This window comes from Amycolatopsis sp. NPDC004169 (genome assembly GCF_040610315.1).
Lineage (GTDB): Bacteria > Actinomycetota > Actinomycetes > Mycobacteriales > Pseudonocardiaceae > Amycolatopsis.
Genome location: NZ_JBEXMD010000015.1, coordinates 146,799 through 160,154, shown reverse-complemented (window position 1 = coordinate 160,154; position 13,356 = coordinate 146,799). Strand labels below are relative to the sequence as shown.

At 72.2% G+C, this 13,356-nt stretch carries 13 protein-coding genes; 5 read left to right on the top strand and 8 right to left on the bottom strand.

The window, feature by feature from the left end; translation table 11 throughout:
* Positions 1–21 precede the first annotated feature (21 nt).
* Positions 22–495 carry a MaoC family dehydratase gene (locus tag ABZX11_RS22160; protein WP_354915710.1) on the top strand — a complete coding sequence of 158 codons (474 nt, stop codon included), beginning with the start codon at positions 22–24 and terminating at the stop codon, positions 493–495.
* Here ABZX11_RS22160 and ABZX11_RS22155 read toward each other — a convergent pair.
* From ABZX11_RS22155 to ABZX11_RS22120, 8 genes are all read right to left on the bottom strand, one after another.
* Positions 449–1,669, bottom strand: coding sequence for an MFS transporter (locus tag ABZX11_RS22155; RefSeq protein ID WP_354915707.1), 1,221 nt, complete (start codon positions 1,667–1,669; stop codon positions 449–451). The genes ABZX11_RS22160 and ABZX11_RS22155 overlap by 47 nt on opposite strands.
* Positions 1,670–1,752: 83 nt before the next feature.
* The gene (locus tag ABZX11_RS22150) at positions 1,753–2,268 is read right to left on the bottom strand and encodes a helix-turn-helix domain-containing protein (RefSeq protein ID WP_354915704.1); all 516 of its coding nucleotides are present in this window, start codon (positions 2,266–2,268) and stop codon (positions 1,753–1,755) included.
* Positions 2,269–2,308: 40 nt separating this feature from the next.
* A complete protein-coding gene (pqqB, locus tag ABZX11_RS22145) occupies positions 2,309–3,133 on the bottom strand; it encodes a pyrroloquinoline quinone biosynthesis protein PqqB (protein WP_354915701.1) in 825 nt (274 codons plus the stop codon).
* Positions 3,130–4,194 (bottom strand): pyrroloquinoline quinone biosynthesis protein PqqE, encoded by a 1,065-nt coding sequence (gene pqqE / locus ABZX11_RS22140; RefSeq protein ID WP_176175137.1) that lies wholly within the window; start codon positions 4,192–4,194, stop codon positions 3,130–3,132. Before pqqE ends, pqqB begins: the two co-directional genes overlap by 4 nt.
* Positions 4,185–4,451: a pyrroloquinoline quinone biosynthesis peptide chaperone PqqD gene (gene pqqD / locus ABZX11_RS22135; protein ID WP_176175138.1), complete on the bottom strand. Its 267-nt coding sequence runs from the start codon at positions 4,449–4,451 to the stop codon at positions 4,185–4,187. The genes pqqE and pqqD overlap by 10 nt, the downstream gene beginning before the upstream one ends.
* A complete protein-coding gene (gene pqqC / locus ABZX11_RS22130; protein ID WP_354915698.1) occupies positions 4,448–5,137 on the bottom strand; it encodes a pyrroloquinoline-quinone synthase PqqC in 690 nt (229 codons plus the stop codon). The genes pqqD and pqqC overlap by 4 nt, the downstream gene beginning before the upstream one ends.
* A gap of 3 nt (positions 5,138–5,140) precedes the next feature.
* Entirely contained in the window at positions 5,141–5,227 is an 87-nt protein-coding gene (gene pqqA / locus ABZX11_RS22125; protein WP_043776987.1) for a pyrroloquinoline quinone precursor peptide PqqA, read from the bottom strand.
* 128 nt (positions 5,228–5,355) lie between these two features.
* Entirely contained in the window at positions 5,356–6,720 is a 1,365-nt protein-coding gene (locus ABZX11_RS22120) for a wax ester/triacylglycerol synthase family O-acyltransferase (protein WP_176175140.1), read from the bottom strand.
* A gap of 119 nt (positions 6,721–6,839) precedes the next feature.
* On the opposite strand from ABZX11_RS22120, the gene ABZX11_RS22115 reads away from it, so the two are divergent.
* The 4 genes from ABZX11_RS22115 to ABZX11_RS22100 are packed head-to-tail and all read left to right on the top strand — an operon-like array spanning position 6,840 to position 13,355.
* Positions 6,840–7,976, top strand: a complete 1,137-nt coding sequence (locus tag ABZX11_RS22115) for an FAD-binding oxidoreductase (RefSeq protein WP_354915695.1) — start codon at positions 6,840–6,842, stop codon at positions 7,974–7,976.
* 44 nt (positions 7,977–8,020) lie between these two features.
* Entirely contained in the window at positions 8,021–9,643 is a 1,623-nt protein-coding gene (locus tag ABZX11_RS22110; RefSeq protein ID WP_354915692.1) for a thiamine pyrophosphate-binding protein, read from the top strand.
* Positions 9,640–11,658: a hydantoinase/oxoprolinase family protein gene (locus tag ABZX11_RS22105; protein ID WP_354915689.1), complete on the top strand. Its 2,019-nt coding sequence runs from the start codon at positions 9,640–9,642 to the stop codon at positions 11,656–11,658. Before ABZX11_RS22110 ends, ABZX11_RS22105 begins: the two co-directional genes overlap by 4 nt.
* Entirely contained in the window at positions 11,655–13,355 is a 1,701-nt protein-coding gene (locus tag ABZX11_RS22100; RefSeq protein WP_354915686.1) for a hydantoinase B/oxoprolinase family protein, read from the top strand. The genes ABZX11_RS22105 and ABZX11_RS22100 overlap by 4 nt, the downstream gene beginning before the upstream one ends.
* The last annotated feature ends 1 nt before the right edge of the window (position 13,356 follow it).

The window sequence follows — 13,356 nt, the reverse complement described above, 5'->3', positions numbered from 1 at the left end:
TTCCTGTGCCACCCTGCGGCCGTGATCGATCGCTACTTCGAGGACTACGTCCCCGGGGTCACCTACGACTGCGGAAGCGTCGAGGTGACCGACGCCGAAATCCTGGACTTCGCCCGGCGGTACGACCCGCAGGATTTCCACGTCGACGCGGCCGCGGCGGCGGACGGCCCGTTCGGCGGCCTGATCGCCAGCGGCTGGCACACCGCGAGCCTGATGATGCGGCTCTACGCCGAGCACTACCTGTCCGCGGCGTCCAGCCTGGGCAGTCCGGGCGTCGACGAGCTGCGCTGGCCGCGTCCGGTGCGGCCCGGCGCCGTGCTGCGGCTGCGAGCCACGGTGACCGAGGCGCGCCGCTCTCGCACGAAGCCCGACCGGGGTGTGGTGCGGACGCGGGTCGAGTTCGTCGACGGCGGTGACGACGTCGTGTTCAGCGCGAGCGTCCTGAACCTCATCCGGGTGCGCCCTGCCGGACCAGGCCGCGCACCTGCGGGTTGAGCAGCACGATCGCCGTGGCGCCGACGATCAGGGCCGCGCCGCCGAGGAGCGTGGCCGACCGGCCGGCGTGCTCGGCGAGCGGGCCCGCCGCGATCTGGCCGAGCGGCATCGCGACGAACGAGCCGAGCATGTCGTAGGAGTAGACGCGGGCGAGCCGGTCCGGCGGGATGTTCTCCTGCAGCGACACGTCCCAGGCGACGGCGAACTGCTCGATCGCGATCCCGGAAAGGAACATGGCGACCAGCAGCGGCAGCAGGTACGGCGTCTCGCCGAGCGCCAGCATCGGCAGGGCGTCGACCATGATGAAGGCGACGCCGATCGCGAGCATCCGCCGCGGCTGCCAACGGGCGGCGACGATGCCGCCGAGCAGCGCGCCGGCGGTCTGCACGGCCAGCGCGAGCCCCCAGCCGGTGCGGCCGAAGGTGTCGTCGGCGACCAGCGGGCCGACCACCAGCAGCGCGCCCGCGTTCACCGCGTTGACCACCATGAACTGCAACACCACGAGCCACACCCAGGACCGGGCGCGGAACTCCCGCCAGCCTTCGGCGAGCTCGGTGAACGGCCGGCGCCGGCCCGGCGCCCGTTCGCCCTGCGGCAGCCGGATCCGGCGGTAGGCCAGCGCGGCGGCGAGGAACAGCAGGGCGTTGCCGCCGAGCGCCCAGCCGGAGCCGGCGAAGGCGACGAGCACGCCGGCGAGCGCGGCCCCGGCGATGCGGCCGACGTTCGACAGCAGCCGGACCAGCGCGTTCGCCGGAGCGAGCAGCGCGGCGGGCACGGTCAACGGCGTGAGCGAGGCGGCCGCGGGCAGGGAGATGGCCGAGACGGCGCCGTTGATCAGGCTGAGCCCGGCCAGCAGCGGAACGGACGCGAAACCGCCGAGGACACTCGCGGCGATGACGGCCTGCGTGAGGGCGGCGGCGGTTTCGGTGCCCTGCAGGATGACCGACCGCGGCAGCCGGTCGGCCAGCATCCCGCCGAAGAGCACGAGCAGCACGTTGGCCAGCGACCGCGCCCCGACGACGAGCCCGAGGTCCACGGCTGACCCGGTCAGGTCGACAACGGCGAAGGCGAGCGCGAAGGGCGCGACGGCGTTCCCGAAGTCGGCGAGGGTCCGGCCGGTGACCAGGGCGCGGAACCGGGTTTCCCGCAGGGGTGCGGTGAGCGAGGTGGGCATGGGAGCGGCTCCGGTGGGGAATCGGGAGACGGGCGTGGCGGTTGGGTGCGGTCGCGGGGTGAGCCGGTCAGGTCCGGAGGCACTCACCCGTGCTCGTCCGCCGCCAGCTCGAACAGCGCCACGCTCGCGCTGACCCGCACCGTTCCCGGGGTCCGCGGCGGCCGGGCTGCCGCGTGCAGTTCCTCGCTCAACGCCGTCGCCTTCTTCAGCAAGCGCGCCCACAACTCCGGGTCCACCCACAGCTCCGCGTCCGTCAGCGACGCCGGGCGGCGGTCCGCTCGTGAATCCGCGCGGCGCAGGAGCTCGTTCGCGATCGCCTTCGTCAGGAGTTTCTCCTCGTCCGGCGCGCGGGTCGTCAGGCGCTGGCCCGACTCGGGCTGGTGGCGGTAGCGCTTGGCGCGGCCGCCGCGGATGTGGACCTCCTCCGCCACCTCCAGCAGGCCCGCGTCGTGCAGGCGGCGGATGTGGTAGCTGACGTTCGCCTGCGTTTCGCCGAGCTCTCGGGCCGCCTCCGCCGCGCTCAACGCCGTGCCGGTCAGCAACGACAGGATGCGCAGGCGCAGCGGGTGGGCCAGGACTCGGAGGTGGTCGTGGGGCATGGACCCAGTCAACCACAACTGTCAAAGAGTTATTTGGGGGTCAGAGCGAGAAGCGCGTGCCGTCCCCCGGGAGCGACGCGCCGGCGGCCAGCACGGCGGCGTGCTCGGGTGACGCCGGGTCGAGCACCGGGTTCGTGTTGTTCAGGTGCGTGTACGCCCAGCGCCGCCCCGCCACCCGGAGCAGGCTCGCCGTGATCGGCAGGTGGCCCATCGCGAGCTGGTCCGGTCCGCCGACGCCGGCCATCTCGTCCGGCGCGTGGAACGTCCCGTCCAGCAACACGAGCGAGGCGTCCGCCACGAACTCGTCGAACCCCGGCGGCCAGCTCCGCAGGCACGGCGCGTACACCAGCACCCCGCCCGTCGCCGGGTCCGAGATGCGGTAGGCGACCACCCAGGGCCCGCCGGAGCCGGAAGCGTACTTCGGCCGTTTGTCGCTCACCGGCAGCGCCTCGACCCGCAGCCCCGGGATGTCCACATCGGACGAATACGTCCAGCCGCCGTAGCCGTCCAGCACCGCGAGGAACGGCGTCAGCGCCGACAACACGGCCGGCGGCGCCCACACCGGGAGCCCGCCCGACTCGCGCAGCATCAGCAGGCCCAGCGAATGATCGAGCTCGGCGTCCGTCAGCAGCACCCCGCGCAGCGGGATCTCGCGCGGCCCCGGTCCGGCCCGCAGCTCCGGTGTGGCGAGGAGCTGGGCCCGGATGTCCGGCGAGCAGTTCAGCAGGTACCAGCCGTCGCCGTCCGCGCTGATCGCCACGCAGTCCTGCGTGCGCGGCGGCAGGTCCGCGGTGCACAGGCGGCACGCGCAGTTCCACTGTGGACACCCGCCGCCCGCCGCGGTGCCGAGCAGGATCACCTTCACCGGCGCATGACCAGGTCGGCGACCGGCGGGCGTGAAAGGACCAGGTCGACCACGCCACGCTCCGGCGACCGCGAGCACACCGGGTCCGTGGCCGCGGCGTCGCCGGTGAGCAGGAACGCCTGGCAGCGGCAGCCGCCGAAGTCGAGCCCGCGGCGGTCGCACGTGCGGCACGGCTCGCTCATCCACTCCTCGCCGCGGTAGGCGTTGAACGACGACGACCGGTACCAGATTTCGGCCAGTGGCGTGTCCCGGACCGAAGACAGCGAAAGCGTCGAGATCGCCGACGCCGCCGGGCAGGGCAGCACCGTCCCGTCCGGCGCCACGGTCAGCTGCCGCGCGCCCCAGCCGTACATGCACGGCTTCGGGTACGGCTCGTGGTAGTCCGCGACGACGTAGACGATCTCCATCGTCCCCCGCAGCCGTGCCACCGCCGCGCGCACCACCGGCTCGGCGGCCGCCAGCTGGCCTGCCGTCGGCATCAGCGCGTCCCGGTTGCGCAACGCCCAGCCGTAGTACTGCGTGTTCGCCAGCTCCAGCCGGTCCGCGCCCATCCGCTCGGCCAGCTCGATGATCCCGGCCAGCTGGTCGTGGTTCTGCCGGTGCAGCACGACGTTCAGCGACAGCGGCAGCCCGGCCTCCTTCACCAGGGAAGCCGCGGCGAGCTTCCGGTCGTGGGCCTTCGCCCCGGCCAGCAGGTCGGCCCGCTCCCGGGTCGCGCCCTGCGCCGACAGCTGGACGTGGGCCAGCCCCCGCGAAACGAGGTCGTCGAGCCGCGAAGCCGTCAGGCCGAGGCCCGAAGTGACCAGGTTGACGTAGCAGCCGAGCCGATGAGCGTGCTCGACCAGTGCGGGCAGGTCCGGCCGCAGCAACGGCTCGCCGCCGGACATGTGCACCTGCAGCACACCCAGTTCCCGCGCCTGCGACAGCACCGACAACCAGTCCTCTGTGGACAGCTCGGCGGCGCGGGCGGTCAGCTCCACCGGGTTCGAGCAGTACGGGCAGTGCAGCGGACAGCGGTGGGTCAGCTCGGCCAGCAGGCCGAGCGGCGGGCTCACGTCCATGCGACGACCCGCCGTTCGCCCAGCCGGGCCAGCACGGAAAGGACGTCTTCGGCGACCACACCGGAGTAGCGCCGGGAAAGCGCCGTCGTGATGTCGGTGACGGACCGGGCGCCGTCGCAGAGCTCCAGGACCGCGGCCGCGGTGGCGTTCGGCACCAGGACGCCCTCGGGGAACAGCAGCACGTGCGTCTCCCGGACGTGGTCGAAGGACAGCCGCACGCCGCGGCGCAGCTGCGGGACGGACTCGGCGGTGATCACGCGGCCGCCCGTTCGATCGCGTCCAGCATCGACCACAGCACGTCGCACTTGAACGCCAGCGCGGCGATCGCGCGGTCCTGCTGTTCACGCGTGACGCAGTGGCGGACCACGATGTCGAGGGTGTCCTTGCCCTCGCCGGAGACCTTGTCGATGCGGTTGGTGAAGTAGGCGAGGTCCGCCGGGGCGATCCACGAGTAGTGCGCGAGCATGTCCGCCACCCGCTGCTGCATCAGGTGCCCGGCGAACATCTCGGTCAGTCCCGACGCGACGGCCTCCCACCACGGTTTCGTCCGCGCGAAGCTCACGTAGGCGTCGACGGCGAACCGGACACCGGGAACGACGTGCCGCTCGTCGAGCACCTCGTCGCGGTCGAGGCCGACCGCCGTGCAGAGGCGCAGCCAGCGTTCGGTCCCGCCGGTGCCGGCGCTCTCGCCGTCGTGGTAGACGATCCGGTCGAGCCACTGGCGGCGGATCTCCGGCACCGGGCAGTTGCTGATGATCGCCGCGTCCTTCTGCGGCAGCACGCACTGGTAGTACCAGCGGTTCGCCGCCCAGATCCGCAGCGCGCGCTCGTCGAGCTCGCCCGCGTGCAGCCGGCGGTGGAACGGGTGCGTTCCCCAGTACCGGCCGGAAAGACCGCGCAGGGCCTCGATGAATGCGCTTTCCGGGAGTGGCTCGACCGGCATCCGTCAGTCCGCCATGCGGGCCGCGTAGGCGGTGACCTCCATCGGGGTTTCGTACTCGACGAAGTCCGGGGTCGTCCATTCCTCGGTCATGGCCTGCTCCTCTTCTCCGGGGCTGATCGTCGCCACCCTAGGAGCCGGAAGAGCCGCCTGACCAGGATTGTCGCCGCGCTTTCGGAAAGTTTCCTTCCGATGGGGGAGCATGCGTGCCGATGAGCGGGCTACCTTACCGCAGCTTCGAGTTCCACCAGTGCCGTGTCGAGGTGTGTCAGGATCCGCTGCAGGTGCGGGACGCTCCGGCGGCAGCCGGTGACGCCGAAGTCGAGGTTGTCGCCGTTGCTCGTCAGCGTGATGTTCACGGCTTGGCCGTCGAGCAGCACCGACGCCGGGTAGATGCCGTCGAGCTGGGCGCCGTTCCAGTACATCTGCTTGCGCGGGCCGGGGACGTTCGAGATCACCAGGTTGAACGGCGGCCGCGTGTTCTTGACGACGCCCGGGATCGGCGAGACGCCGAGCTGGGCGACGTTCACCGCCGAGAGCAGCAGCGTCTGCAACGGCGTCAGCTCCGAGAACAGCCGCTTGCCGTTGCGCATCGACTGGTGGATCGTGACGAGCCGCTTGCCCGCGTCCGGCAGGTCGGTGGCCAGGTTGCACAGCAGCGCGCCGATGTTGTTGCCCGCCGCCTCGCCGGGATCGTTCTGGCGGCGCAGCGAAACCGGCACCATCGCGATCAGCGGCGCGTCCGGCAGCGCGCGCTGCTCGATGAGGTAGTCCCGCAGCGCGCCCGAGCACATCGCGAGCACGACGTCGTTGCGCGACACACCGGCCGCGGTCGCCACCTGCCGGACGCGGTCCAGGGACCACGACTGCGCCGCGAACCGGCGCGCGCCGCCGATCGGCACGTTGAGCATCGTCTTCGGCGCCTGGCCCGGCAGGGTGATGGTGTGCTCGCCGAACGCCTCCCGCGCGACCTTCATCGCGGCCGGCGCCAGGCTCGCCAGCTGGTTGGCCGTCTTCCGGGCCGTCCCGAGTAGCGACCGCGGGCGCTTCTCGCGCTCTTCGCCGGGCTTGCGCCGGGTGCCCCACCACGGCGGGCAGTCCAGGTCGGCCGGGTCGTCCGACAGCGTGCCCTGCAGCTGGCGCAAGGCCGAGACGCCGTCCATCAGCGCGTGGTGGACCTTGGTGTAGACGGCGAACCGGCCGTCGGCCAGCCCTTCGATCAGGTGGGTTTCCCAGAGCGGGCGGTGCCGGTCGAGCAGGGTGCTGTGCCAGCGGCCGGTCAGCTCCAGCAGCTCGCGGATGCGCCCCGGCTGCGGCAGCGCCGAGTGCCGGAAGTGGTAGTCGAGCTCGAGGTCGGCGTCGGTCGACCAGGCGACGTGCCCGACGGTGTTGACCGGCCGGCCGGGGCGGCGCCGGAACACCGTGCGCATGTTGTCCGATTCGAGCAGGCTCTTCCGGACGTCACGGAGGTAGTCGTCGCCGGCACCGTCGGGTTTCTTGAACAGCTGCAGACCGCCCACGTGCATCGGATGCTCGCGCGTTTCGACGAGGAGGAACATCGAATCGGTCACGGGCATCATCGCCATGGGACATCACCTCTCGAGCTCGGCACGCCGACTCTACGCGCTCGGTGGCCGTCGGTGGATCACGTTCTACATTGGCGAGTATGACCGGCCGCGGCGCAGGGGAAACGTCATTGCCACCGATGGCCGAGTGCGTCGTGATCGGCGGTGGTGTCATCGGCGTCAGCTGCGCGTTCCGGCTGGCCGAGGCCGGCGTCGACGTCCTGCTGCTCGAGCGCGGCGGCCTCGGCGAAGGCTCGACGGCGAAGGCGGCGGGCGGCATCCGGTCGTCGTTCACCAGCCGCGTCAACGTCGAGCTCGGCTTGCGCGGGCTGGCCGGGTACAGCGCTTTCTCCCGCGACTTCGACACCGAGATCGACTTCCGCCGCGACGGCTACCTCTACCTCGTCACCGACCCGGCCGACGTGCCCGCCTTCGAACGCTGCGCCGAGCTCCAGCGGGAGCACGGCGTCCGCAGCCACCTGCTCGACCCGGCCGAAGTGAACAAGGTGCTCCCGCTGGTGGCGACCGACGGGGTCGTGGCCGCGCTCTGGTCGCCGGACGACGCCAAGGCGACGCCGGACGCGGTCGTCCAGGGCTACGCGAAAGCGGCCCGCGCGCTCGGCGCGAAGCTGCGCACCGGTGTCGAGGTCACCGGGATCGAGCGCGACGGCGACACGCTGACCGGCGTCGTGACGACGGCGGGGTTCGTCCGGACCGGCGCGGTCGTGTGCGCGGCGGGCGCGTGGTCGGGCCGGATCGGCGAGCTGGCCGGGCTGGACCTGCCGGTGCGCCCGTACCGGCGGCAGGTCGTGTTCACCGGGCCGGTGCCCGGGCTGCCGGAAGCGGTTCCGCTCACCATCGAGATGCCGTCGGCCTTCTACTTCCACCGCGAAGGGCCGGGCCTGGCGATGTCGTTCTCCGAAGACGAAGGCTTCCCGGGCTTCGACACGCGGTACGAGCCGGGCGAGTGGCTGCCGCGGCTGGCCGAGCTGGCGGGGCGCCGGCTCCCCGCCGTGCTCGACGCCGGTATCCGGACCGCGTGGGCCGGGCTGTACGAAATGACGCCGGACCGCAACCAGATCATCGGGGAAAGCGTCCTGCTGTCGCGGTTCATCTACGCGACCGGCTTCTCGGGCCACGGCTTCCAGATGGGCCCGGCCACCGGCGAGCTGGTCCGTGACCTCTACCTGGGTCGACGGCCGGCGGTGGACATCACCGAGCTCGACGTCCGGCGGTTCGCCGGAGGCGCCACGAGTGCGGAACACAACATCGTCTAGGGGCCGATTGCCAGATCGTTGAACGATCTGGCAGTATCCGGCCCGTGGCTGTGAGTGGTGCTCGGGAGCTGGTGGACGCGCTGGAAGCGCTCGGAACGGAGATCGTCTTCGGCCTCCCGGGGGTGCACAACCTGCCACTGTGGGAGGCACTCGGTGAAACCCGCATCAAGCTCGTCGGCGTCCGCCACGAACAGACCGCGGGGTACGCCGCCGACGGCTACGCCCGCGCCACCGGCAAGCTCGGCGTCGCGCTGGTCACCACCGGCCCGGGCGCGGCGAACACGCTCGGCGCGGTCGGCGAGGCCATGGCGTCCGCGGCCCCGGTGCTGGTCATCGCCACCGACATCCCCTCGACGCTGCGGCGGCCCGGCGTCGTCCGCGGCGTGCTGCACGAGACGTCCGACCAGCAGGCGATGTTCGCCCCGGTGACCAAGGGCGGCTTCACCGTGCGCGCGCCCGACCAGATCGGCACCACCGTGCACCGCGCCGCCCGGCTCGCGCAGCTGCCGCAGAGCGGCCCGGTCTACCTCGGCGTGCCCACCGACTACCTGCGCGAACAGGTGCCGCACCGGCGTCCGCCCGCGCCGCACCGCAAGCCCGACGTCGACGTCCCCGACCTCGCGCGCGCCGAGGCGATGCTGTCCGACGCGAACCACCCGCTGATCTGGGCCGGCGGCGGCGCGTTGCGCTCGGGCGCGGGTGACGCGATCGGGGCGCTCGCCGAGAAGCTCGCCGCGCCGGTGATCACCACGTTCGCCGCCCGCGGGCTGCTCCCGCTCGACCACCCGTGCCTGGCGCCGAACCCGGTGCACACCCCGGAGGTCGGCGAGCTGTGGGACGAGGCCGACGTCGTGCTGGCCATCGGCACCGACTTCGACGGCCTGATGACGCAGAACTGGCGGATGCCGAAGCCGCCGAAGCTGATCGCGGTCAACGTCGACGCCGACGACGCCGCCAAGAACTACCAGCCTGACCTGACGCTGGTCGGGGACGCGCGCTCGATCGTCGAGCGGCTGCTGCCGAAGCAGCGGGACGGGCTCGACGACATCACGCTGCGGCTGGCCGGCATCGGCCGCCGCGTGCGCCAGCGGATCCGCGACGAGGAACCGCAGGCCTACGACTTCCTGTCCACTTTGGACGAGGTGCTGCCGACGGACGCGGTGCTGGTCTCGGACATGTGCGTGGCCGGCTACTGGGTCGGCGGCTTCCACCGGGTGCGGGCGCCGCGCAAGCTCGCCTACCCGATGGGCTGGGGCACCCTCGGCTACGGCTTCCCGGCCTCGCTCGGCGCGGCCGCCGCCGGCACCGGGCGCGCCATCTGCATCACCGGTGACGGCGGGTTCCTCTACAACTGCGGCGACCTGGCCACGCTCGCCCAGGAGCAGCTGCCGGTCACCGTCGTCCTGGTCGACGACGGCGGCTACGGGATGCTCCGCTACGACCAGGACCGCGAGGGCCTGCCGCACCGCGGCGTCGACTGGGACAGCCCGGACTTCGTCGGACTGGCCCGGTCGTTCGGGGTGCACGCCGATCGCGTCTCCGGCTTCGGGCGGGCGTTCCGGCGGCTGCTCGGCGAGTTCGTCGAGTCCGACGAGCCGAACGTGCTGGTGGTGAAGGCCAAGCTGAAGCCGCCGCTGAACACCTCGCCGCGGTGGTACCGGACATGAGGATCGGCGTCGACATCGGCGGCACCTTCACCGATCTCTGCGCGGTGGACGAGACCGGGATCGTCGCCGTCGGCAAGGTCCTGACCACGCACGACGAGCCGGCCCGTGCGGTCGAGGAGGGCTTGGCGGCCCTGCTGCCGGACCTCTCGGCCGTCGAACAGGTCGTGCACGGGACGACGCTGGTCACGAACGCGCTCATCGAGCGGACGGGCTCGCGGACGGCGCTGCTGGCCACCGCGGGCTTCCGCGACGTCCTGGAGATGCGCCGCGAGCACCGGTACGAGCTCTACGACCTGCAGCTGGAGCTGCCCGCGCCGCTCGTCCCGCGGCACCTGCGGTTCGACGTCCCGGAGCGGATCCTCGCCGACGGGTCCGTCCACACCGGACTCGACGAGTCCTTCACCGCCCGGCTCGGCCGGGAGCTGGCGACGCGCGGGATCGAGGCCGTCGCGGTCTGCTTACTGCACGCCTTCACCAATCCCGCGCACGAGCGCCGGGTGGGCGAGATCCTCGCCGAGGTCGCGCCCTCGCTCCGGGTGGCGCTGTCCTCGGACGTGGTCCCCGAAATCCGCGAATTCGAGCGGACGTCGACGACGGTGGCCAACGTCTACGTCCAGGACCTCACCGAACGCTACCTGCGCGACCTCGAACAGCGGCTGCGCCGGCTGGGGATCACCCGCGCACCGCACATCATGCTGTCCAGCGGCGGTCTGGCCACAGTGGACACCGCCGCGCGCCACCCGATCCGGATCCTGGAATCCGGCCCGGCCGGTGGCGCGCTGGCGGCCGCGGAGCTGGGCCCGCCGGATCTGCTGGCCTTCGACATGGGCGGCACCACGGCGAAGCTGTGCCTGATCGCCGGCGGCGCACCGCTGGTGACGCACCAGTTCGAAGTGGACCGCAAGTACCGGCTGCTGCCGGGGTCCGGGCTGCCGGTGCAGGTGCCGGTCACGGACATGATCGAGATCGGCGTCGGCGGCGGTTCGATCGCCCGGATCGACGCGCTCGGCCTGCTGACCGTCGGACCCGACTCGGCCGGGTCCGAGCCCGGCCCGGTCTGTTACGCGCGCGGCGGCACCGAGCCCACGGTGACCGACGCCGACCTGGTGCTCGGCTACCTCGACCCGGGCTACTTCCTCGGCGGCGAGATGCGCCTGGACGCCGAGGCCGCGAAGGCGGCGATCGCCGGGAAGATCGCCGCGCCGCTGGGCGTGAGCGTCGAAGAAGCCGCGTGGGGCATCCACACGAGCGTCAACGAGGACATGGCCAACGCCGCCCGCGTGCACGCCGTCGAGCGCGGGCACGACCCGGCAAAGCTGCCGATGTACACCTTCGGCGGGGCGGGTCCGGTGCACGGCGTCGGCGTCGCGCGAGCACTCGGGGCGCCTTCGGTCGTCGCGCCGCCCGCCGCCGGGGTGCTGAGCGCGGCCGGGTTCCTCACCGCGCCGCTGGCGTTCGACTTCGTGCGCTCAGCTCGCTCGGCCGTGCACGACCTCACCTGGGAACAGGTCAACGCGCTGTTCGCCGAGCTGGAGGCCGAGGGCGAAGCGCTGCTGGCGAAGTCCGGAGTGGACGAGGTGACGCACCAGCGCATCGCCGAGATGCGCTACGCCGGGCAGGGCTACGAGATCCGTGTTCCGGTCCACGACGGACCCTGGCCGGGAACGTTGATCGACGAGTTCACCCGCACCTACCGCGCGCTCTATCAGCGCAGTGGGCCCGAGGTCGGTGTCGAGGTGCTGAACTGGCGGGTCGTCTCGAGCGGGCCGAAACCGGCGGTGACACTGCGGTTGACCTCGGCTTCTTCCGGGGAGCCGCGCAAGGGCACCCGTCGTGCCTGGTTCCCGTCGACTGGTGGATTTGTCGACACGGCCGTGTTCGACCGGTACCGGCTCGAACCCGGTGCGCGAGTCGACGGACCGGCCATCGTGGAGGAACGCGAGTCCACTGTGGTCGTCCCGCCGGGCGCGCACTGTGTCGTCCGGGATGACGGCGCGCTGGAGGTGACGGTGTGAGTGTCGACCCGATCCTGGCCGGGCTGTTCGGCAACCGCCTGCACTCCATCCTCGCCGAGCAGCAGAACGCGCTGGTCAACACGGCCTTCTCCGCGGTCGTGCGCGAGTCGCTCGACCTCGCCTGCGCGGTGTTCGATTCGCGCGGCGAGATGATCGGCCAGTCCGTCGGCGGCACGCCGGGGCACATCAACGCGATGGCGACCGGCATGCACCACTTCGTCGCGGCGTACCCGCCGGAGACGCTCGAACCCGGGGACGTGCTGCTCACCAACGACCCCTGGCAGACCGCGGGCCAGATCAACGACATCACGGTGGCGACCCCGGTGTTCCGCGGCGGCCGGCTGGTCGCGTGGTTCGCGTCCTGCTGCCACGCGCCGGACATCGGCGGGCGGCTGGTCTCCGCCGAAGCCCACGAGGTCTTCGAGGAGGGCCTGCGCCTGCCGATCCTGAAGTTCCTCCGCGCGGGCGAGGTCAACACCGACCTGGAGCGGCTGATCCGGGCGAACGTCCGGACGCCGGAAGAGACCATCGGCGACCTGTACGCGCAGGTCACCGGCAACGAGGTCGGCGCGGCGAGCCTGCTGCGGCTGCTGGACGAACTCGGCCTCGACAGCCTCGACGACGTCGCCGCCGAGATCATGGACCGCTCGGAGCGGGCGTTGCGCGACGCGCTGCGGGAGCTGCCCGACGGCACGTACACCAACGAGATCGCCACCGACGGCTTCGAGGACGAAGAGATCGTCCTGCGCGTTGCAGCCACTGTGGACGGTGACGAGATCCACCTCGACTTCGCGGGTTCCTCGCCGCAGAGCCGCCGGGGGATCAACGTCGTGCTGAACTACACAAGGGCGTACGCCTCGTTCGCGGTCAAGGCGGCGATCTCGCCGGAGGTGCCGCACAACGCCGGGTCTTTCCGGCCGGTGCACGTCACCGCGCCCGAGGGCTCGGTGCTGAACTGCCTGCCGCCGGCCCCGGTCGCCTCCCGGCACCTGATCGGCCACTTCCTGCCGTCACTGCTGATCGGCGCGCTGCCGGGCACGGCGATCGCGCCGAGCGCGGACGCGCTGTGGATGACCATCTGGCGCGGGCCCGGGTTCATGCTCAACGTCTTCCAGACCGGTGGCACCGGCGCGCGGCCCGGCAAGGACGGCCTGTCCACCACGGGGTTCCCGAGCGGCCTGCGCTCGACGCCGACCGAGGTCATCGAGACGATGGCGCCGCTGGTCCAGCACACGCGCGAGCTGCGCGTCGACTCCGGCGGCGCGGGCCGGTTCCGCGGCGGACTCGGACAGGTGACCACGATGGGCGCACCCGGCGTGCCTTCGTGGAGCGTCAACGGCAATGTCGACCGGGTGCGCGCCGCCGCGTCCGGCGTGGACGGTGGCAGGCCCGGCGCGCCGGGCCGGTTCGGCCTCCACGACGGGCCGGACCTGCCCGCCAAGAGTCGGGTGACGCCGCCCGCGGAGTCCGTCGTGGACGTCACGCTGCCGGGCGGCGGCGGGTACGGGCCGCCGCACGAGCGGCCGGTGGCGGCGGTGTTCACCGACGTCGTCGAGGGCTACGTCTCGGTGGCGGCGGCACGCGAGGTGTACGGCGTCGAAGTGCGGTACCTCGGGGACGCGGACGCGCTCGTCCGGCTCCCCGAGGACTACGCGGTGGACGAAGAGCAGACAGCACGACTGAGAGCAGGGCAGTGAG